The 20,766-nt window shown below is 45.7% G+C and carries 18 protein-coding genes; 14 read left to right on the top strand and 4 right to left on the bottom strand.

The window, feature by feature from the left end; all coding sequences use genetic code 11:
* Window positions 1–77 precede the first annotated feature (77 nt).
* The 3 genes from MHI52_RS20255 (at window position 78) to MHI52_RS20245 (ending at window position 2,941) form a co-directional block, all read left to right on the top strand.
* Window positions 78–878, top strand: a complete 801-nt coding sequence (locus tag MHI52_RS20255) for a lipid II flippase Amj family protein (protein WP_249913447.1) — start codon at window positions 78–80, stop codon at window positions 876–878.
* Between the two features lie 137 nt (window positions 879–1,015).
* Window positions 1,016–1,624: a TetR/AcrR family transcriptional regulator gene (locus tag MHI52_RS20250; RefSeq protein ID WP_127545594.1), complete on the top strand. Its 609-nt coding sequence runs from the start codon at window positions 1,016–1,018 to the stop codon at window positions 1,622–1,624.
* 81 nt (window positions 1,625–1,705) lie between these two features.
* Window positions 1,706–2,941: an MFS transporter gene (locus MHI52_RS20245; protein ID WP_405157530.1), complete on the top strand. Its 1,236-nt coding sequence runs from the start codon at window positions 1,706–1,708 to the stop codon at window positions 2,939–2,941.
* Window positions 2,942–3,045: 104 nt separating this feature from the next.
* Here the strand turns inward: MHI52_RS20245 and msrA are convergent, their stop codons facing one another.
* Window positions 3,046–4,008, bottom strand: coding sequence for a peptide-methionine (S)-S-oxide reductase MsrA (gene msrA, locus MHI52_RS20240; protein WP_036614455.1), 963 nt, complete (start codon window positions 4,006–4,008; stop codon window positions 3,046–3,048).
* A gap of 181 nt (window positions 4,009–4,189) precedes the next feature.
* On the bottom strand, window positions 4,190–4,879 hold the full coding sequence (locus MHI52_RS20235) for a VTT domain-containing protein (protein ID WP_340386735.1): 690 nt from the start codon (window positions 4,877–4,879) through the stop codon (window positions 4,190–4,192).
* Window positions 4,880–5,000: 121 nt separating this feature from the next.
* On the opposite strand from MHI52_RS20235, the gene MHI52_RS20230 reads away from it, so the two are divergent.
* Both MHI52_RS20230 and MHI52_RS20225 read left to right on the top strand, forming a co-directional pair.
* Window positions 5,001–5,939 (top strand): Gfo/Idh/MocA family protein, encoded by a 939-nt coding sequence (locus MHI52_RS20230; protein WP_405157529.1) that lies wholly within the window; start codon window positions 5,001–5,003, stop codon window positions 5,937–5,939.
* Window positions 5,940–5,970: 31 nt separating this feature from the next.
* The gene (locus MHI52_RS20225; protein ID WP_036674958.1) at window positions 5,971–6,285 is read left to right on the top strand and encodes a hypothetical protein; all 315 of its coding nucleotides are present in this window, start codon (window positions 5,971–5,973) and stop codon (window positions 6,283–6,285) included.
* A gap of 25 nt (window positions 6,286–6,310) precedes the next feature.
* Here the strand turns inward: MHI52_RS20225 and MHI52_RS20220 are convergent, their stop codons facing one another.
* Window positions 6,311–7,129 carry an AraC family transcriptional regulator gene (locus tag MHI52_RS20220; protein ID WP_017687546.1) on the bottom strand — a complete coding sequence of 273 codons (819 nt, stop codon included), beginning with the start codon at window positions 7,127–7,129 and terminating at the stop codon, window positions 6,311–6,313.
* A 190-nt stretch (window positions 7,130–7,319) separates the two neighbouring features.
* Here MHI52_RS20220 and MHI52_RS20215 point away from each other — a divergent pair, with 190 nt between their 5' ends.
* The 6 genes from MHI52_RS20215 to MHI52_RS20190 all read left to right on the top strand — a co-directional run bounded on the left by MHI52_RS20215 (window position 7,320) and on the right by MHI52_RS20190 (window position 12,819).
* Complete coding sequence (locus MHI52_RS20215) at window positions 7,320–8,432, top strand: Gfo/Idh/MocA family protein (RefSeq protein ID WP_405157528.1); 1,113 nt, start codon at window positions 7,320–7,322, stop codon at window positions 8,430–8,432.
* Window positions 8,433–8,632: 200 nt separating this feature from the next.
* Complete coding sequence (locus MHI52_RS20210) at window positions 8,633–9,601, top strand: sugar phosphate isomerase/epimerase (protein WP_017687548.1); 969 nt, start codon at window positions 8,633–8,635, stop codon at window positions 9,599–9,601.
* Between the two features lie 24 nt (window positions 9,602–9,625).
* Complete coding sequence (locus MHI52_RS20205) at window positions 9,626–10,354, top strand: ThuA domain-containing protein (RefSeq protein WP_017687549.1); 729 nt, start codon at window positions 9,626–9,628, stop codon at window positions 10,352–10,354.
* Window positions 10,355–10,685: 331 nt separating this feature from the next.
* The gene (locus tag MHI52_RS20200; RefSeq protein ID WP_074096966.1) at window positions 10,686–10,982 is read left to right on the top strand and encodes a helix-turn-helix domain-containing protein; all 297 of its coding nucleotides are present in this window, start codon (window positions 10,686–10,688) and stop codon (window positions 10,980–10,982) included.
* A 194-nt stretch (window positions 10,983–11,176) separates the two neighbouring features.
* Complete coding sequence (locus tag MHI52_RS20195; protein ID WP_353881564.1) at window positions 11,177–11,908, top strand: hypothetical protein; 732 nt, start codon at window positions 11,177–11,179, stop codon at window positions 11,906–11,908.
* 197 nt (window positions 11,909–12,105) lie between these two features.
* The gene (locus MHI52_RS20190; RefSeq protein ID WP_017687552.1) at window positions 12,106–12,819 is read left to right on the top strand and encodes a hypothetical protein; all 714 of its coding nucleotides are present in this window, start codon (window positions 12,106–12,108) and stop codon (window positions 12,817–12,819) included.
* A gap of 87 nt (window positions 12,820–12,906) precedes the next feature.
* On the opposite strand, the gene MHI52_RS20185 is transcribed toward MHI52_RS20190, so the two are convergent.
* Window positions 12,907–13,623 (bottom strand): Crp/Fnr family transcriptional regulator, encoded by a 717-nt coding sequence (locus MHI52_RS20185; protein WP_036614443.1) that lies wholly within the window; start codon window positions 13,621–13,623, stop codon window positions 12,907–12,909.
* A 430-nt stretch (window positions 13,624–14,053) separates the two neighbouring features.
* Here MHI52_RS20185 and adhE point away from each other — a divergent pair, with 430 nt between their 5' ends.
* From adhE to pflA, 3 genes are all read left to right on the top strand, one after another.
* A complete protein-coding gene (gene adhE / locus MHI52_RS20180; protein ID WP_074095716.1) occupies window positions 14,054–16,666 on the top strand; it encodes a bifunctional acetaldehyde-CoA/alcohol dehydrogenase in 2,613 nt (870 codons plus the stop codon).
* A 788-nt stretch (window positions 16,667–17,454) separates the two neighbouring features.
* Window positions 17,455–19,713: a formate C-acetyltransferase gene (gene pflB, locus MHI52_RS20175; protein ID WP_036614438.1), complete on the top strand. Its 2,259-nt coding sequence runs from the start codon at window positions 17,455–17,457 to the stop codon at window positions 19,711–19,713.
* A gap of 89 nt (window positions 19,714–19,802) precedes the next feature.
* Entirely contained in the window at window positions 19,803–20,525 is a 723-nt protein-coding gene (gene pflA, locus MHI52_RS20170; RefSeq protein ID WP_405157527.1) for a pyruvate formate-lyase-activating protein, read from the top strand.
* The last annotated feature ends 241 nt before the right edge of the window (window positions 20,526–20,766 follow it).

Genomic DNA, 20,766 nt, shown 5'->3' with positions numbered 1-20,766 from the left:
TTTGCAAGCCAGAGGAGTATAATGCTGTCCATGAAAGAAATAAGTTCAATAACAGGAATATAAAGGAGTACATACATATGTTTAGTCTTAGTCTGGCAATCCCTATGCTGTTCACCATGCTGATTCATGCCGCAGACAGCTTGTCATACGCGCTCCGCCTCGGTGGATTACGCACCCGCAGAATCGCGTTGGCCATTTCATTGGCAGGTATCTTGTTGTTGGTTTCTCGAACCTCGAATATGGCCCAGGGTCCGATGGTAGGTAATCTAGTGGATACTGCAACACGTGGAGCCAATCCACACTTTGCGGCGCAGCTGCACTGGTTAATGGGTGCGGCAACAATTGGAACGGCATTAGCCATATTGTGTTTTCCAACCATGGTGAAGCTCTCATCAAGAATGGTTGTACATTTTGAAGCAGCCGGTTCCATCCCTGCGATGGTTCGCGGTATGCTGAAGCGAAGCAAGATTAGAAATGCAACGTATTACATCACCCCGCCATCCTGGAAGATGGCCAAACGATTAGTACAACATGGGATGCCAAGACGGTTAATGCTGCTTAATGTAGCGGTAACCGCAATCTATACCACGGGTGTCCTGTCCAGCTTATACGCAGCGTACCTTTACCCAGGGCAGGCTGTAGCTGCATCCCAATCGACCGGGTTAATTAACGGAATAGCGACTATTTTGCTAACCATCCTGATCGATCCACGGATTTCTCTGCTCAGTGACAAATCATTACGTGGCGAGATCCGTTTGGATCGCATGAATCAGATTTATGGCTGCATGCTCGTATCCCGTTTATTCGGTACTCTGTTGGCACAGTTGTTATTAATTCCATTTGCGTATTGGATCGGTTGGATTGTAAGTATGATGTGACTTCTTCTTTCCTGAATTGTAGCCAGGCACTCTCTTGTACATCCTTTTGAAACAGCAAATGAGAGGGTGCCTGTGCAAAATGAATTGACGGAGTATTTGTGCTGTGATACTATTAGACCGAATAGTCGGTTTAATTTATGGAGGTTTTTCCAATCGAAGTTAAACGAAGAAAAGATGTTACCCAGATAAAGAAAGACATTGCACGTAATACCAAGGAACTGTTTGCCCAAAAGGGATATAGTGCAACTTCCATGGAAGACATATGTACGATTAACAATCGGAGTAAAGGCAGCATCTATTATCATTTCAAAAGCAAAGAAGAGTTATTCATGTATCTAATCAAGCTTAACAATGAAGATTGGATGGATGCTTGGCTGGACAAAGAATCCGGGTATAAGACTGCCATAGACAAATTGTACGGACTTGCTGATCATTACGTGGATGATTTGGCTAACCCGCTGAATCACGCCATTAACGAGTTTGTCTCGGGTCAGGTCGTCAGTCAGGAGATGCTTGATGAGATGCTTTCCCTGATCCGAATTCCGTATGCGACATACGAGTCCATTATTACTAAAGGGATGGAAGATGGAGAGTTAAAACCGGATGACCCACAGGATGTAATGCACATCATCTACGGTCTGTTTAGCGGATTGACTACACTCTATTATGAGAAGGACCTGACGGATATTCGTCGTATTTACCACAAAGGCATGGCCAGTCTGCTGGCAGGTATTCAACAACATTAATTATGAAAAGCTGATGTAACGTCAGTTTTTCTTTTTAAATATTAATAAACCGGACAGTCGGTTTAAAAGAGGAGATGGCGAATGAACACATTGTTCAGGAATAAAGCTTTTTTAATCGTGACAGGGTCTGATCTGCTGCAAAATCTGGCGATATGGATCCGGAATATGGCAATCCTCTATTATGTAATGGATCGAACTCAAGGAAGTCCAATAGCTGTCTCGCTGATTACCGTACTTGAATATGCCCCGATTTTTGTTTTCTCCATCATAGGCGGTGCACTTGCTGATCGCTGGAATCCCAAACGTACGATGATACTGGGGGATATTCTGAGTGCGTTGTCTATTGTCATGATTATTGGCGTTTTATCTTCTGGGTATTGGCAGATTCTATACGTAGCCACGTTTGTATCCTCTATCGTTAGCCAGTTTTCTCAACCATCCTCTCTAAAGATTGTGAGGCGAAATGTAAAGGGAGAACATTTGCAATCTGCAATTGCTATTACCCAGAGTGGTCAATCGTTGTTTTTAATTCTCGGACCAATCGTCGGAACGTTTATATACACTGCAATGGGAATTCAGGCATCCATGTACGCATTACTCATTCTATTCCTGATCTCTGCGCTTCTACTCACATTTCTGCCTAAAGACGCCACTCAGCGGGTAACAAGTACCTCATTATTAGCGGATATCAGAGAGGGCTGGCAATATGTTGCTCGATCTCGCTCGTTAAAAATGCTTAGTCTGGTATTCATCTGTATAGGGCTTTCAGCGGGTCTCATCAGTCCACTTGGAATATTTCTAATCACTGAACGTCTGGGACTTGAAGCAACGTCGTTACAGTTCCTCTCTGGAGCGTCCGGAATAGGTTTATTGATTGGAGGAGGTATTGCGGCTGCTGTAAGTGCTAAGCTGAACCAGACCTTAACTCTGCTTGTAGGTGTGCTGTGTCTGGCTGTAGCCACGATGGGGGAAGTGTTATCCAGTTGGTTCTGGCTGACCCTTTTGATCAGCTTCTTAAGCTCAATCAGTATGGCATTCATCAACGTCATCATCTCCACGTACTTGGTCACTCGGATCGATGAGCATTTGATCGGGAGAGTGAATGGCACCATCACACCTTTATTCATAGGAAGTATGCTTCTTGGATCTTCCATGGCAGGTGTACTGATGAACAGCACATCCATTTTTATCGTCTACGCAATTTCGGTTACCGTGATGATCCTGGGTATCGTTCCAGCGATGCGAATTCAATTTCGTAATGATCAGACGGCTCCTGCCAGTCAATTGAATTCGGAAATCTCTTCGAGCCAAACCTAATCAATGCATTCTCGTGCAACAATAGTTCGTCTATTAAAAACAAAAATGTATAACAAAAAAGCAGCGGGATCATCCCACTGCTCTTTTTGTATTTGTATTATAACTTATTGGAAGAGGACGGCGTACTCACCGTATCCTTCTTTTTGCAAGTCTTCTTTGGGTACAAAACGAAGTGCCGCAGAGTTGATGCAATAACGCATTCCACCTGCTTCGGCAGGACCATCGTTGAACAGGTGACCCAGATGGGAATCGCCCTCACGACTTCTCACTTCGGTACGAATCATGAAGTGGCTGAGATCAGTTTTTTCCTTCACGTTGTGGTCACGCAATGGACGTGTGAAGCTCGGCCAGCCGCAGCCGGAGTCGTATTTGTCGGTAGAACTGAACAATGGCTCGCCAGATACGATGTCCACATAGATACCATCACCGTGGTGATCCCAGAATTCGTTATGGAATGCAGGCTCGGTCGCGCTATTCTGCGTAACTTCATATTGAAGCGGCGTCAAACGCTCTTTCAGCCCGTCTTTATCCACGTTACCGGTCCAGTTGCGTTCGATGAAATCTACACGTCCAGAACCTTTGCTGTAGCGTTTGTAATGGGCAGGGTTCTTCCGGTGATAATTTTGGTGATGTTCTTCCGCTTCATAGAACGGTTTGGCTGGCAAAATCGGAGTGAAGATTGGTTTATCAAAACGTCCGCTTTGTCCCAGCTCCGCTTTGGAAGCTTCCGCAATCTGGCGCTGTTCTTCGCTGTGATAGAAGATGGCCGTCTGATAGGAAGATCCACGGTCATGGAATTGCCCGCCTGTATCCGTAGGATCAATCTGCTGCCAGAACAGTTCAACCAGTTTCTTATAAGGGAAGATGGCAGGGTCAAACGTAATTTGCACAGCCTCTACATGTCCTGTTGTCTCCGAGCAGACCTCTTCATATGTTGGATTCTCGGTATGTCCTCCTGTATAACCCGATACGATCTTATGAATACCGGGCAGTTCTTCAAAGGGGGATACCATACACCAGAAGCATCCGCCTGCAAAAGTTGCTAACTCACTTGAATGTTGTTCCATGCTATAGTCACTCCATTTCTGATGAAGATTTAGCGCTCGTGTTCGAGCTCCAGCAATCTACCGTTTTATTAAAACTTGTTACACAAGCATTAGGCTTGCTCTTCTATTATATCCTGAATTGGCAAGCCAACCAAGCCGGAATGAAAACAAGCTGAATCTGAACGGTTTGCGAATTCTGAATTCAGGCTTTGTTGCGTGACCGAAAGCGAAATAAGAGCAATACAATGGCCATGAGCACCAGATATCCGGCAAGGATGGCCAGGCTCAGCCAGATTGAGGTTTCAGCTTGTGCACCTGCATAGGCAAATACAAAAATCGCTGGCATTTTCCCAATGGCCGTGGCAAGCATGAAGACCCAGAATGGCGTGTACGTTATACCTGCGTAGATATTAACGGCCATCTGAGGCACGATCGGCAACAGTCGCATCGACATGACACCCATGAACGGATGTGCTTCCATCCATGTAGTAAAACGGTTCAGACCCCGAATACGTTCGAGGTACGATCTCGCCTGATGTCTGAAGATGGTTCTTGCTCCGCCGTAAACGAGCATGGCTGCAAGTGTGGTGCCAAGCCAGCATATCCAGGCTGCTGTGGTGGTACCGTAACTGTAACCAAAGGCGATAATAACAAACTTATAAGGAATTACAGGCACAAGAGCAAACAATGTTGCCATGGCGAGTAACAGCGGAATGGACTGATGAAGATCGGTCCAGGCCAGCAGTTCATATCTGTAAATAAACGTGACTCCTGCAAGTAAAACATATAACAGAAGCCATAACCATTTTCGCAAAATCCCAAACGCTCCTTTCAGATCAGGCAGGTCTGGTCGTGTCCCAATCTGTACTGCTGTTCCTCCTAAGTTTACCACGTTCGCCCATTGTCTGAACAATTCGTGCGAAGTGTGCTGCAATCACTGGCAAGTTGCTGTCCGAAGGGTTACACTATAGGACGTGGAAATATAGAACCGAACTGAAGGTGGAATGATCATCATGGAAACAACCCAACGTAAACGAGTTGCAATTATCGGCCTCGGCGATATTGCACGTAAAGTATATTTGCCGCTGTTAACAGCTCATCCGAACGTGGAGATTGTAGGCATTATGAACCGATCTCCGGAGCCGGTCAAAACCGTTCAGGAGGCGTATCGATTAGAACGGGGAACAACGGATCTGAAAGAACTGTTGTCCTGGGACTTGGATGCGGTGTTTGTACATACAGCAACGGAAGCGCACTTTGACATTGTCATGCAATGTCTGGAACAGGGATTAGCCGTGTACGTAGACAAACCGTTATCCTATACGATTCGGGAGTCGGAAGAGATGACTGCTTTTGCCGAGGCACAAGGGCTGCTACTCGCAGTAGGCTTCAACCGTAGATTCGCACCGATGTACCAAAAAGCGAAAGAATGGATGCAGGGTGGAAAAGGTTTTGAATCCTTGACAGTGACCAAACATCGTACAGGCATTCAGGATCGTCCTGCGGCAGAAACCATCTATGATGATCTCATCCATATACTGGATCTGATGTTGTGGTACTCGGATCATAATGTGGAGTTGCTTCATCAATGGATTCGGAAGAATGATCTGGACAGACTGCTGCATGCAACCGGAACGGCCAAGCTGGGCAGAACAGCCTACGGTCGATTCGATATGGTGCGTGAAGCTGGGGCAGATCTGGAGAAGATCGAATTGCATGGTGGTGGACGATCTGTTGAAGTGGTGAACATGGACACGATCAGCTGCATGGAACAAGGGAGTCTGGAAACCAAAGAAACGTTCGGGAGCTGGGACACCGTGTTAACACGCAGAGGTTTTAGCGGAGCAGTTGATAATTTCCTGGCTTGTCTGGACTCACCTGATGATTGCCTGATCAGTGCAAGTCACGTCATGGACAGTCATGAACTGGCGGAACAATTGATTCGCAAATAATTGCAGAATACACATACGGAGGAATCAAGTCATGGATGAATATGAAAAGGAACGTAATAAACAGATCGAGGAAGCTGTTGTAGAAACCTATAAACAGGAAGAAGAGATGATGATCCTCGTATTTGCCCAGTGGTGTGTCAATAATGGTTTGGACCCGGAAGAGATGTACCGGCAAGCCTACCCGGATCAGCAGAGCAACGAGCGTTTGCAGCAGGTGCAGAAGCTGATTGTATCCAAGGAGGAAGCCGGTGAAATCCCGGATGATACGGTACTTGGCGTGTTGTCCATGTTTGGCAATGAAGATCTGGCGATGGTTGTATCCGAGGCCATAGCCGCGCGCAAATAAGTTCAACTTACGTATACTGATATGATTACATCTGTTCCCGGTGAATGACGCGGAATTCCTTCGGAGACATGCCAAACCGGGAACGGAATACCCGATGAAAATAGGTATAGTTGTTAAAGCCGGAAGACTCAGACACTTGCTCCAGGGTCATTGGACTGAAAATAATTCGTTCCCTGGCCATATTCAGCCGTACGTCAAGCGTGTATTGCATGATGCTTTTGCCAAACGCTTCTTTGAAGAGATGAACACCCCGTGAAACACTGATGCCAATATGTGTTGCCACATCATCGAGCTTGAATAAAGAGGAAGCGTTTTCTTCAATGTAGTTTTTGATCTCATAAGCCACATAATTGGTGTTGGTTATCGTTGGATGCTCCGCGAGCAGACGATCCACTTCGAGACATAAAATTCGCATATAATAACTTGAAATTTCCGGATAAGGATTGGAGATGCGGCGCTGTTCCAGTACGAGCTGTCGAAACAGGACCAAAAGACTTTCCGTCAGTTCGACTTTGATCCGGGTTGGCCTTTTGTGACGTTTCCACCACTCATCCACCCAGGAACCATTAAAGAAGATGTGATAGTCACCACTCTCCACCAGTCGTTCTCCCATCGGATTGGTTTCATTGTCTATTCTCAGCTCATAGGGTTCATCAGGATCAAAAAGAAGCAGATCGCCCGCATCCACCAGGGACATGTCCCCGTCTATGCGTGCACGGCAACGTCCGTCTGTTTGCAGTCTTAACAGGTAGTTCTTCACACCTTCAGGCTGCACCATAGCGTAGGGTTTACGATGAAATGAAAAGCCTGCTGTAAGAACTTGGCAGGATTGATCTGTCGGCATGGGCATACTCCTTGCAATTTGAAAATTATGACCAGATAGTTCATGTTTCAATCATATTATTCATTTTAATTGAAGCTGAAACGGAATACCATAGTATTAGATTTAAGGAACAGGAAACATCCAACAAAACATATGTATCTCAACCATTCAAACGCAGATTTTCACCATGCGTAAGGAGATGAACGTCACAGTGGAGAAAATGAAAGCAGGCATCATCGGGTGTGGTAACATCAGCGCCATCTACTTGGAAAATCTCAAAAACAACCCGGTCATTGAAGTCGTGGCTGTTGCGGATTTGATTCGTGAACGCGCTCAGGAACGGGCAGATGATTTTAATATCGCAAACGTTTACAATGTAGATGAGTTGCTGCAAAATAACGAAATTGAACTTGTGTTGAACCTTACGGTTCCTGGCAGTCATGCCATGACCGATCTGGCTGCACTCGAAGCAGGCAAACATGTGTATGCCGAGAAGCCGCTGGCAATTTCTCTTGAGGATGGTCGCAAAGTTGTTGAGTTGGCTGAGGAAAAGGGATTGTATGTTGGTTCTGCACCGGATACCTTCCTTGGTTCAGGCATACAGACAGCTCGTAAAGCCATTGAGGATGGGCTGATTGGCAAGCCGGTTGCAGCGACTTCATTCTTCATGGGTGGAGGACCAGAAGCTTGGCATCCTAATCCGGAGTTCTTTTATGTTGCAGGTGGCGGACCGATGTTTGATATGGGACCTTACTACCTGACCGCTCTGATTACGCTGCTTGGACCGATACGCAGAATCAGCGCCTCGGCAGGCATACAGATTGCAGATCGCAAGATTGGCTCTGGGCCAAAGGAAGGTACAGCACTGCAAGTAGAGACGCCTACCCACTTGGCAGGAACCATTGATTTTGCAGAAGGTGCCATTGCAACCATGATTACCAGTTTCGATATTCGCGGAGCTTCGGATCTGCCACGTATTGAAATCTATGGTACAGAAGGTACGCTTAGTGTACCGGACCCCAATTATTTTAACGGGGAAGTGAAGGTTCGCAGATACGGTCAAGACACTTGGGAGACGGTCAAACCAGTCTTCGAAAGTGGACAAAACGAACGAGGCATCGGCGTAACCGAAATGGTTGAATCCATTCGTGCCGGACGGGAACACAAAGCCAGTGGCAAGCTTGCTTATCACGTACTGGAAGCCATGCACTCATTCCAGCGTTCTTCACTTGAAGGCAAGCACATACATCTGGAGAGCAGCTATGATTCTTTTGCAGTAACTCGCACAGTTCAAACTGAGATTGAAACCGTGGAATCCCACTAGTCTGAGTAAAAGTGTTCGAAGCTTGATGCTCTTACTAGTGGTGAAGAATAACCAGTATTCTTACGTTCAATTTCAGGATAGAAACACTCTCGATTTTCCACACTAATCAAACAGGCATGTGATCTGAACGGTAATTGTATACAGTTCAATATTCATGAATTCAGCAATCATACGATATCTAATCCAGGGAGGAATCGCACTTGAAACTCGGCGTATTTTTGGTACTATTCGGAGGACGTAAATTGGAGGATGCTCTTGATTATGTAGCATCCAAGGGATTAAAAGCAGTAGAGATCGGAACAGGCGGACATCCAGGCAATGCACATTGTAAGCCAGATGAGTTGTTAAGCAATCCTACAGCCTTGAAAAACTTCAAAAATGCAGTGGAATCACGTGGTTTGACGATCAGTGCACTTAGCTGTCACGGTAACCCGCTACATCCGCAAAAGGATATTGCCAAAGGATTTCACGATGATTTTGTTAAATCGGTAGAACTGGCTGAGAAGCTGGAAGTACCTGTAGTGAATACATTCTCCGGTTGTCCGGGAGACCATGAGGATGCCAAATATCCGAACTGGCCTGTTGCACCATGGCCAAATGACTTCCAGGAGATCCTGAAGTGGCAGTGGGAGAACAAAGTGATCCCTTACTGGACAGAGTGGGGTAAATTTGCAGCAGATCGTAACGTAAAAGTTGGATTGGAGCTGCACGGTGGATTCTCCGTTCATACACCAGCAACCTTGCTGAGACTGCGTGAAGCAGCAGGTGAAGTGATCGGAGCCAATCTGGACCCAAGTCACATGTGGTGGCAAGGTATTGATCCGGTTCAGGCAATTCACATCTTGGGACGTGAAGGAGCTATCCATCACTTCCATGCAAAAGATACAACGATTGATCCGGTAAACGTGAACAAACACGGTGTAACGGATATGCAGGACTATACCAATATGCTGGATCGGGCTTGGCAGTTCCGCTCGGTCGGTTATGGACATGATAACAAGACTTGGGCAGATATTATGAGTGCCTTGCGTCTAGTCGGATATGATTATGTAGTAAGTATTGAGCACGAAGACGGTCTGATGTCGGTTGAAGAAGGATTCTCTAAAGCCGTGCAAAATCTCCAGCAAGTATTGATCGAAGAACCGCTGGGCGACATGTGGTGGGTTTAGAGCTACACTAGGGGGAAATTGAATATGATCAACGTCACCATTTGGAATGAATTTGTCCATGAGAAAATTCACGATGAAGTAAGGGAAGTCTACCCGGATGGTCTGCATCGAGCACTGGCTGACGGACTTGGCGGCGAAGGCTTTGCTATTCGTACAGCTACACTTGATCAGCCTGAACATGGATTAAGTGATGAAGTGCTGAATTCCACAGATGTGCTCATATGGTGGGGACATATGGCACATGATCGCGTAAGCGATGAGATCTCACAGAAGGTTGCGCAGCGAGTGCTGAACGGGATGGGAATGATTGTGCTCCATTCAGGTCATTTCTCCAAACCATTCAAAGCGCTGATGGGAACAAGCTGCGATCTGAAGTGGCGTGTAGCTGACGAGCAGGAAATTGTATGGTGTGTTAACCCATCTCATCCGATTGCGGATGGCATCGAAGGCAAGATTGTATTGGAAAAAGAAGAGATGTACGGTGAATTCTTCGATATTCCAGTACCGGATGAACTGGTGTTTGTGAGCAACTTCCAGGGTGGGGAAGTATTCCGGAGCGGATGTACGTTCCGGCGTGGTGAAGGTAAAATCTTTTATTTCCGACCAGGTCATGAGACGTATCCGACCTATTACAAACCTGAAATATTAAGAGTGATCAGCAATGCTGTGAAATGGGCATATCCTGCCCGCAGCTTTAAGCCGGAATTTGGCAAGAGCGAACCTGTAAGACCATTTGGTGGCGTGCTGGTCTAATTCACTAACTCAATCGTGTAATGGAAATTATAAGTTTTATTCAAAAAGAACCCTTCTCCGAGTCATTGATGACTGTGGCAGCTGGGTTCTTTTTGGGTAAGATAGTACTATGGGGAAGTTATACGATATTTCCCATGGTGACGACGTAGCGTGTAATGTATACTGGGATGTATGATCCATTTTGGATGATATGCTTCTAAAATTTAAACTTTTTAGTTGCAGGCGTTTTCTTTGAAGCTTAAATATGTTATTATGAAATATACTAACAAAATGTAAGTTGATTTGAGTGATCTCTAAAGAGGTGATTAATGTGGAAGGTCAAGACTTGCGGATGTGTCCGCGTTTTGAGACGGCGTTTTCTTTTTTGGGCAAGCGCTGGAATGGTTTAATTATTCAAACATTGATGAGTGGTTCGAAGCGATTCAAGGATATCTCCAATCTGATTCCATCCATGAGTGATAAGATGTTATCCGAACGGATGAAAGATCTGGAGAGTGAAGGTATTCTGGTTCGTCACGTCTATCCCGAGACGCCAGTTCGTATTGAATATGAACTGACGGATAAAGGTAGAGCGCTCCAGCCTGTCATGAATCAAATTCAAGACTGGGCTGAGCAGTGGGTTGACTAACGCATAAGCAATATCACCCACTTTTGTTGCATGAATGACATAGACTCCTGATTTCTGTGGAAATCAGGGGTTTTTGTCTTAAGTACTATGTTGATCGGCGTTTTTCTCTTGGGCTATGCACATGTTGTCATGAGTTGTAGTATAATCTATAGAAAATGGCCACAGACGGCCGGAGCGAAGGAGGCCCACTTGTCATGAGAGAAGAAAGCTTATCCCGTGAAGTACGCTACGGCAAAAAAGATATTGCAGAACTTGAGAGCGCATCCATTCAGGTCCATCTAATTTACAAAAAAGCTGCAGAGTTGTTTAAGCGCACAGCATATTCCCGTTTGGTTAAGGATGATCTTGCCGAAGTGAATACGCATTCTGTGAACAGCGATGGTCCGAGATTAGCTCCGGCGGTGCTGCAAAAATGGATTCAAACGTCCAGGGGCTGGAAGTGTATCGGATGTGAGCTGGGACAACCTGATTCAACGATGTCTCAGATGGAAGAAACTATCCGTGGTAAGCAATTGGCTTTAGATGTGGGAGAAGGTCGGTTGGTTCAGGCAGAAATGCTGATTCAGGCGGTTGTCTGGTCTCAATATGAGAAGATTCGAATGTTTGCACCATGGCTTGGTGATGAACCCTTTTATAGCGTGCAGGAGCTGGATGTCATTGCCCGTTACATTGTGCCTACCTATTTCTCGGAACGCCCTTTGCATGAGCAAGGGAAGGTATTTAAGGTCCATCAACAATATGGGCAGATTCCGTTGTATCAGGAGTATGTAGACGCACCTTCATGCTGCGTACAGGTGGATGGTGGATTACTTGAAGGGCGATTGCTGACAGGGGTCTATGTGTCTGAGGAGCAGTTCTTCGGGCTTAATCCATATCTGAAAGATGGAGATGGAGGACGGACATACATGCAGGCTAGTGTCCAATGATAACGTAACCAATTAGAACATAAAAATGATATAGATTGGAGAGCCTGTGTGCAGGCTCTCTTTCTTGTACAAGCCTTATTTGCAGGCGGTAGCCTATAAAAGTAACGGCTTTGACACTTTTTTTTGCCGAAGGTTGTGCCATAATAGAGGTTATGGACAACAGGGTGAATGATTTTACGCAGGGTGGTGTTACCTACATGATGAAGAAAATCCCCGGTTACATAGGTGTATGTTTGCTCCTACTGGCGATCTTGGCTGGTTGTAGTGAGACACAGCCTTCTGAGCAGCCAATTGTCAAAGAGACAGAAACAGCGAATACAATCACAGTGGCTGTAGATGGCAGTACGTTTTTGCCTGATGCAACAAAGTCCATTAAGCGAGATTTTAGTGAGGGTTTGACACTCAAAAAAGCATTACTCAATAGCGGACTGGTTGATTTTACGGCAGATGGCAAGCGGATTCAATCCGTCGGTGAAGTTTCTCTGGATTCTTCGCTTAGCTGGGCTGTCAAATTAAACGGCAAGGATATTGAACAGGAAGATTGGGACATGGAGCTTCATGCCAAAGATGAAGTGATCATTTACGTGAAAGCCGCTGACAGTGGGGGGGATGGCGTTGCATATCAGACAACGTTACTCAAGGTTAGCGGTGGAAACATTATGCCAACCCTTAATCGTCAATATGCCGGCGTCTACGTTCAAGAGTGCACAGTTCGTGATGTGTTGAAGTCCAGCGGCATTGTAAGAATGTCGGAGAATAACAAATTTGTCGTTTCGGTCGAGAATGTCACGCCTCGTATGAATGAGCGGTGGGTCATTATGGTGAATGACAAAGAATTAATGGAAAATGGTCTGGACATGAAATTGAATCCACGTGATGCGGTAAAGCTTGAATTAACCAATGCATCCTAAGTATACCAAGAAGCCCAATCTCTTTTTAGAGAACTGGGCTTTTTTTCATTAAATATATAAACAAGATCCGATCAGCATAGTCAAATATTAAATACGACAGATCTCGTTCGGGCAAAGTTCACAGTGACAGATGCCTTGCAGCATCTTCAGATCTTTGATGACAATCATGCCATTGTCATATTCAATCCCATCTTTCTTACGCAGGTCGCTTAACATGCGGTTTACACTTTCACGAGTGGCTCCAATCATATTGGACAGGTCCGTGTGGGTAATTTTTTTGTGAATAATGACATGCTCTCCATGAGGCTCACCATACGAATTCGACAACCGAATGAGGGTGGAGCAAAGTGCACCCGGTTTGCCATATAACATGAGATCCCGGAATTTGGTCTGTGTCAACCGGTGGTGGATGCCCATCCATTTCATAAAATCGATCGCGAAGTCACAATGCTGGCAGATTAACATTTCCAGGTCTTTATGTTCCAGTACACCGATCTCACTGTCCTCCAATACTTCCGCTGAGAAGCTGTGTTTAGAGCCAAAGAAGGGATCAGCCTGCCCAATCATATCACCGGATTGATACATGTACATGATCAGTTCCTTGCCTTCATCCGTGGATTTGGTGATCTGGGCACGGCCCCGTTTCATATAATAAAGTTTGTCAGAGATGTCGCCTTCCCAGTACAGATGTGTACCTTCCGGATAGGTTCTATCTTTCATGGTAACCAGCAGATGGTTGAAATTTGCTTCCGAGAAACAGTTAGTATTACCGCGCTTTTCCAGTACAGTTGTTAGTTCTCTCATAAGTCTATCTCCCCTTTATGTCCATCGGACGACCTTCTGTAGTAAGCAGTAGCCTCCGAGGTTCGCCGCAAACCGTTGCCGTCCTGATCAGGGTCATCTCGGCCGGGAGGAAGGACGGTACAAATTGCGGTGGTTCAATTTTTAAGTTCAGTATATACCTAATCTTACCGTTTGAGGGGGAAGGAAAGGGGGCAAAAATGACGAAATTTCAAACATTGTGATAAAATTCACTTTTAATGGAGAGGATGAATTTTACAGCTCTATATTTTAAATAGGAAGTGAAAATGGTCGTATGAAGGACACTACAAAACTTAAATTAAATTTGTTATACTTTGTGAAAAAAATCACATAATTAAGTTTATTGTCATGTTACGATGTGAATGTAAACGAGAGAGACAAACTAATACGAACCTTTAGGAGGATGAGGGAGATGGCTGTAAAGAACGAAGTCGCCCCAGCAAAAGAACCGACAGCAGGTCAGTATATTCAAACGTTAATCGACAAAGCGAATAAAGCACACGCCGCATTCATGAAGATGGACCAGAAGCAGATTGACCGGATTGTGCAAGCGATGGCACTTGCGGGTCTGGATAAACACATGATGCTCGCCAAGATGGCCGTAGAAGAAACAGGCCGCGGAGTGTATGAGGATAAAATCACCAAAAATATATTTGCAACAGAATATGTGTACCACAGCATCAAGTACGATAAAACCGTAGGTGTGATTGAAGATAACGAGTATGAAAGCTTCCAGAAAATTGCGGAGCCGGTCGGCATCATCATGGGTATTACACCAGTTACCAACCCAACATCAACGACGATGTTTAAAGCATTGATTTCCATCAAGACGCGTAACCCAATCATCTTTGGCTTCCACCCATCTGCACAGAATTGTAGCCGGGAAGCTGCCAAAATCCTGCTGGAAGCGGCTGTGAAACATGGTGCACCAGCAGATTGTATCCAGTGGATTGATGATCCTTCCATGGATCGTACAAACGAACTGATGAATCACAATGATGTGGCTCTCATTCTGGCAACAGGCGGATCAGGCATGGTACGTGCAGCGTACAGCTGTGGTAAACCTGCACTGGGCGTAGGACCGGGTAACGTACCTTGCTTTATCGAGAAAAGCGCGGATATCAATCAGGCAGTAACGGATTTGATCCTGTCCAAGTCTTTCGACAACGGCATGATCTGTGCTTCCGAGCAAGCGGTCATCATTGAAGAACCGATCTTCGATCAAGTGAAGAAAAAAATGATTGCAAATGGCTGTTACTTTGTTAACAAAGATGAAGCAGCAAAATTGACAGCAGGTGCGATTAATGCCGAGAAATGTGCGGTGAACCCGGCGATTGTTGGTCAATCTGCGGTTAGCATTGCAAAATTGTGTGGTATTGAAGTTCCAGCAGGCACCAAAATTCTCGTGGCCGAGATTGAAGGGGTAGGTACCAAATTCCCATTGTCGGCTGAGAAATTAAGCCCGGTACTGGCTTGTTACAAAGTTAAAACGGCAGCAGAGGGAATTGAACGTGCAGCAGAAGTGGTTGCTTTTGGCGGCATGGGTCACTCCTCGGTTATCCACTCCACAAATGAAGAAGTGATCGGCAAATTCGCAGATCGTCTGCAAACCGGACGGATTATTGTGAACTCACCATCCACACACGGTGCCATCGGGGATATCTACAACACAAACATGCCGTCATTGACACTGGGATGCGGATCATACGGACGTAACTCGACTTCTTCCAACGTAACCGCTGTGAACTTAATCAATGTGAAAAGGGTGGCTCGCCGTACCGTGAATATGCAATGGTTCAAAGTGCCGAACAAAGTCTACTTCGAAAAAGGGGCAACGCAGTATCTTGCCAAAATGCCTGACATCACACGTGTGGCCATTATTACGGATGCCATGATGGTGAAACTTGGATATGTTGAAAAGGTAGAACACTATCTGCGTCAACGCCAAATGCCAGTAGCGATCGAAGTATTCTCTGATGTAGAACCCGATCCATCCACAACGACGGTAGATCGCGGAACCGAAATGATGCGCCGCTTCCAACCAGACTGCATTATCGCACTCGGCGGTGGATCACCGATGGATGCTGCCAAAGCCATGTGGTTGTTCTATGAATACCCAGACACGGACTTCAACGACCTGAAACAAAAATTCATGGATATCCGCAAACGGATCTACAAATATCCACGTCTCGGCGTAAAAGCGAAATTTGTAGCGATCCCAACCACATCCGGTACAGGTTCTGAAGTGACATCGTTCGCGGTTATCACAGATAAAAATCAAGGTAACACCAAATATCCATTGGCCGACTATGAGCTGACACCAGACGTAGCGATTGTCGATCCGGAGTTCGTATACTCCCTGCCTAGAACAGCCGTTGCAGATACAGGTATGGACGTACTGACGCATGCGATTGAAGCTTATGTATCTGTTATGGCAAATGATTACACGGATGGACTTGCGATCAAAGCAATCCAACTGGTGTTCCAATACCTGGAGCAATCTGCGCTGCAAGGTGATAAACTGGCACGTGAAAAAATGCATAATGCTTCCACGATTGCAGGTATGGCGTTTGCCAATGCATTCCTGGGCATTAACCACAGCTTGGCGCACAAATGGGGCGGTCAGTACCACACCGCACACGGACGCACCAATGCAATCCTGATGCCACACGTCATTCGTTACAACGCGAAAAAACCGACCAAATTTGCATCGTTCCCGAAATATTCTCACTTTGTAGCGGATGAGCGGTATGCCGAAATTGCCCGTATCTTGGGATTGCCTGCACGTACGACAGAAGAAGGCGTAACCAGTCTCATCAATGCGATTCGCAAACTGAACAAAACATTGGGCATTGAAGAATCGTTCCAGGAAATCGGATTTGATGCCAAAGACTTTGAAGCACATGTCGATTATCTGGCTGACCGTGCCTTCGAAGACCAATGTACAACCGCCAATCCAAAGCTGCCATTGGTAACTGAACTGGCTGATGTATACCGCAACGCTTTCTACGGAAAGTTTGAATAACAAATTTAGATCGAAGCATGCCTTACGGCAAGAAGATTAGGGTTCCCCGAGAGGGGAGCCCCGATTGCCGTCTTTCACACAATAAAGAAGAGGGCAGAAAAACAGAAGAGCGAGCATCTGTTTTTCAGGATTTATTCTAAGATTTGATTTGCTCCAAGCATAGAGGAGCAAAGGGTTCTATAGAGGTTACACGGAATTCGTGATGTGGCTGTTTGAGCCAGATGTTCACACAATAACGAGAGGGCAGAAAAACAGAAGAGCGAAGCATCTGTTTTTCAGGATTTATTCTAAGATTTGATTTGCTCCGAGCATAGAGGAGCAAAGGGTTCTATAGAGGTTACACGGAATCCGTGACGTGGCTGTTTGAGCCAGATGTTCACACAATAACGGAGTGGGCAGAAAAAACTGAAGAAGCGGAGCGTTCGCCTTTATCCCCGGATTTTCCCCTTTGAAATATAAAATTGAAAAAATCCGGGGATAACAGCGATCGGAAGTTGTTCTGCCCGCGCAGTGGCTAAGTGTGAATTTACAGGGGTCAATGCGACACAGCGCAGATGGAGTGAGTTAGTTCACTGGCTTTGTGACAAAAATCACAGATGATGAAAGCCCCAAGTCGTATACTGAAAATGTAAGAAAAACATTCATCCCGCGGTTCCGGTTCCCAAGTAGAGAGAACATGTTCCGGTTTATGTGAAACAATTCACATTAATCGCGGCTCTGGGCACACAATGCTACGAATGAAGCAAGATGTTATGTGTCCAGAAATCCAAATTAGTGGAGGGATTACGATGTCGGTGATTGAAAAAGATGTCAAACAACAAACAGGCTGGAGAAACTTTACCAAAGGAACATGGACCAAATCCGTAGATGTGAATGATTTTCTGGCACACAACTTGTCTCCGTATTACGGTGACGAAGCATTTCTCGCAGGTGCAACCCAGAATACCAAAGAATTGTGGGAGATCGTATCTGATCTGACCAAAAAAGAACGTGATAACGGCGGTGTCCTTGACGTTGACGTGAACACACCAGGTACTATTATTTCTCACCAACCCGGTTATCTGGATCAATCCAAAGAGCAGATTGTCGGCGTTCAGACCGATGCTCCGTTCAAACGTTCCATTCAACCAACAGGCGGAATCCGCATGATGATTGACGCATGTGAGGCATATGGCTTTGAAATGCCACAGGGCGTCATTGATATATTTACAAACATTCGCAAAACACATAATCAGGGTGTATTCGATGCTTATACTTCCGACATGCGTGCAGCGCGTAAAGCAGGAATTATTACAGGTCTGCCAGATGCTTACGGCCGTGGCCGAATCATCGGTGACTATCGTCGTGTAGCTTTGTACGGGGTAGACTTCCTGATTCGTAACAAAAAAGGCGAACTGAATGCACTCGAAGTTGATGTTATTGATGAAGATGTCATTCGTCTGCGGGAAGAATTGTCTGAACAGATTCGTGCATTGCAAGAATTGAAACAATTGGGCGATATGCACGGGTTCGATATTTCCTTGCCAGCGACAACAGCAAAAGAAGCGTTCCAATGGTTGTACTTCGGTTATCTCGCTGCGATCAAAGAACAAAACGGTGCTGCGATGTCACTGGGACGTGTATCTTCTTTCCTGGATATCTACATTGAACGTGACCTGCAAGAGGGCATTTTGTCCGAAGAACAGGCTCAGGAATTGGTTGACCATTTTGTAATGAAACTGCGGATTGTCAAATTCCTGCGTACACCGGATTACAACGAACTATTCAGTGGAGATCCAACATGGGTGACTGAGTCCATCGGTGGTATGTCCGTGAATGGTGAAACACGTGTAACCAAAAACAGCTTCCGTTTCCTGCATACGCTGCACAACCTGGGTCCTGCACCAGAACCGAACCTGACTGTTCTCTGGTCAACGAAACTTCCAGAAGCTTTCAAAGATTATTGCAGTAAAGTATCCATCGAAACCAGCTCAATCCAGTATGAAAATGATGATCTGATGCGTCCGATCTACGGTGACGATTACGGTATTGCATGCTGTGTGTCGGCTATGAAGATCGGGAAACAAATGCAATTCTTCGGCGCTCGTGCCAACCTGGCTAAAGCTCTCCTGTATGCGATCAACGGTGGTCGTGACGAGAAATCCGGAGCACAAGTTGGACCTGAGTATCCTGCCATTACTAGCGAAGTGCTGGATTACAATGAGGTTATGAAACGCTTCAAACCAATGATGGAGTGGCTGGCTAAGCTGTATATGAACACCCTCAACGTCATTCACTACATGCACGATAAATACAGCTATGAGCGTATCGAAATGGCATTGCATGACCGTGACATTGTACGTACGATGGCTTGCGGTATCGCTGGTCTGTCGGTTACAGCAGATTCACTGAGTGCGATCAAATATGCCAAAGTAAAACCAATTCGTAACGAACAAGGCATCGCTGTTGATTTCGAAATCGAAGGAGACTTCCCTTGTTACGGTAACAATGAAGACAGCGTAGACAGCATTGCTGTTGAACTGGTCGAGAACTTCATGGGCATGATTCGCAAGCACAAAGCTTACCGTAACGCAGTTCCAACACAATCCGTTCTGACGATCACTTCCAACGTGGTATATGGTAAGAAAACAGGGACTACACCGGATGGTCGTAAAGCAGGTGAACCATTTGCTCCAGGTGCAAACCCAATGCATGGTCGTGACAAAAAAGGTGCACTGGCATCCCTTGGCTCGGTAGCCAAATTGCCTTATGAACACAGTCTTGACGGGATTTCCAATACCTTCTCCATCGTGCCAAAAGCATTGGGTAAAGAGGAGACTACACGTAAATCCAATCTGACTGCGATGATGGATGGTTACTTCGGTCAAAACGCTCATCACCTGAACGTTAACGTATTTGATCGTCAGCAATTGATTGATGCGATGGATCACCCGGAAAACTATCCACAACTGACTATACGGGTATCCGGATATGCCGTTAACTTCATTAAACTGACTCGTGAACAACAGTTGGATGTCATCAACCGTACGTTCCATGGCTCGATGTAATTGATTTGCAAGTAGAAGACCGCTAGAGCAAGGTATTCCAAATCATATTAAACGCATAGCGGATGCGGATACAGAAAGGAAGAGGCAGCATGGTTAACGGACATATTCATTCACTCGAAACTTTCGGGACGGTTGACGGCCCAGGCATCCGCTTTGTGCTTTTTATGCAAGGATGTCTACTCAAATGTCAGTATTGCCACAACCCTGATACTTGGGCGTTGGATGGCGGAAAAGAAATGACGCTTGAGGAGGTATTGGCTGAAATTGAGCCGTACCTATCCTACTACCGCAGCTCCGGAGGCGGGCTCACGATATCTGGTGGAGAACCAACGTTACAGGCTCACTTTGTAGCCGAAATCTTCAAGGAAGTGAAGCGGCGCTGGGGATTGCATACGACACTGGATAGCAACGGTTTTAACGAACCGGAACGGATTCACGATCTGTTGGATCACACAGACCTGGTTCTGCTGGACCTCAAACATATTGATGATGAGAAACACATCAAGTTGACAGGCAAATCCAACGAGAGAACGTTGAAAACGGCCAAGTGGTTATCGGAGCAAGGTCGGAAAATGTGGATACGCCACGTGTATGTTCCTGGCATTCATAACGAGGAAGAGGATCTGCTTAACCTCGGACGGTTTATTGGAACATTAAATGGCGTCGAAAAGTTCGAAATTCTTCCATACCATCAGATGGGGATCTACAAATGGGAGGCGCTTGGCAAAGTATATCCACTGGATGGAGTTCCTTCACCAAGTGAAGAAGAAGTGGAGCGGGCGTATCGCCTGATCGAACAAGGTCGCCAGTAAACGGCTGGCGTGGCTTGTTCAGGTAAGTGATCTAACCTTTATATAGTAAAAACAATCAACCAAGCAGTCCTTGCGAACATGTTTCGCAGGGGCTGTTTTTTTGCTGTTATCCATTGTAAATGCAAGATTATGGGTCCAGTGAAGGATTTTATCCCTCCATTGATGAATTGTCATCCTTACGATGTAAGCTCCGGCTTTTTATAATCAGAGTGTAAAGCCAAATGCTCAATATCTTGAGGAG

Origin of the sequence: Paenibacillus sp. FSL H8-0283 (assembly GCF_045040675.1) — a bacterium.
GTDB classification, from domain to species: domain Bacteria; phylum Bacillota; class Bacilli; order Paenibacillales; family Paenibacillaceae; genus Paenibacillus; species Paenibacillus amylolyticus.
The sequence above is the reverse complement of the archived record's forward strand: the minus strand, read 5'-3'. Positions and strand labels throughout refer to the sequence as shown.

Excerpts from the sequence above, each read along its gene's own strand:
- MHI52_RS20255 (WP_249913447.1), top strand. The coding sequence starts at position 78 with ATGTTTAGTCTTAGTCTGGCAATCCCTATGCTGTTCACCATGCTGATT.
- MHI52_RS20250 (WP_127545594.1), top strand. The coding sequence starts at position 1,016 with ATGGAGGTTTTTCCAATCGAAGTTAAACGAAGAAAAGATGTTACCCAG.
- MHI52_RS20245 (WP_405157530.1), top strand. The coding sequence starts at position 1,706 with ATGAACACATTGTTCAGGAATAAAGCTTTTTTAATCGTGACAGGGTCT.
- msrA (WP_036614455.1), bottom strand. The coding sequence starts at position 4,008 with ATGGAACAACATTCAAGTGAGTTAGCAACTTTTGCAGGCGGATGCTTC.
- MHI52_RS20230 (WP_405157529.1), top strand. The coding sequence starts at position 5,001 with ATGGAAACAACCCAACGTAAACGAGTTGCAATTATCGGCCTCGGCGAT.
- MHI52_RS20225 (WP_036674958.1), top strand. The coding sequence starts at position 5,971 with ATGGATGAATATGAAAAGGAACGTAATAAACAGATCGAGGAAGCTGTT.
- MHI52_RS20220 (WP_017687546.1), bottom strand. The coding sequence starts at position 7,129 with ATGCCGACAGATCAATCCTGCCAAGTTCTTACAGCAGGCTTTTCATTT.
- MHI52_RS20205 (WP_017687549.1), top strand. The coding sequence starts at position 9,626 with ATGATCAACGTCACCATTTGGAATGAATTTGTCCATGAGAAAATTCAC.
- MHI52_RS20200 (WP_074096966.1), top strand. The coding sequence starts at position 10,686 with ATGTGTCCGCGTTTTGAGACGGCGTTTTCTTTTTTGGGCAAGCGCTGG.
- MHI52_RS20195 (WP_353881564.1), top strand. The coding sequence starts at position 11,177 with ATGAGAGAAGAAAGCTTATCCCGTGAAGTACGCTACGGCAAAAAAGAT.
- MHI52_RS20190 (WP_017687552.1), top strand. The coding sequence starts at position 12,106 with ATGATGAAGAAAATCCCCGGTTACATAGGTGTATGTTTGCTCCTACTG.
- MHI52_RS20185 (WP_036614443.1), bottom strand. The coding sequence starts at position 13,623 with ATGAGAGAACTAACAACTGTACTGGAAAAGCGCGGTAATACTAACTGT.
- adhE (WP_074095716.1), top strand. The coding sequence starts at position 14,054 with ATGGCTGTAAAGAACGAAGTCGCCCCAGCAAAAGAACCGACAGCAGGT.
- pflB (WP_036614438.1), top strand. The coding sequence starts at position 17,455 with ATGTCGGTGATTGAAAAAGATGTCAAACAACAAACAGGCTGGAGAAAC.
- pflA (WP_405157527.1), top strand. The coding sequence starts at position 19,803 with ATGGTTAACGGACATATTCATTCACTCGAAACTTTCGGGACGGTTGAC.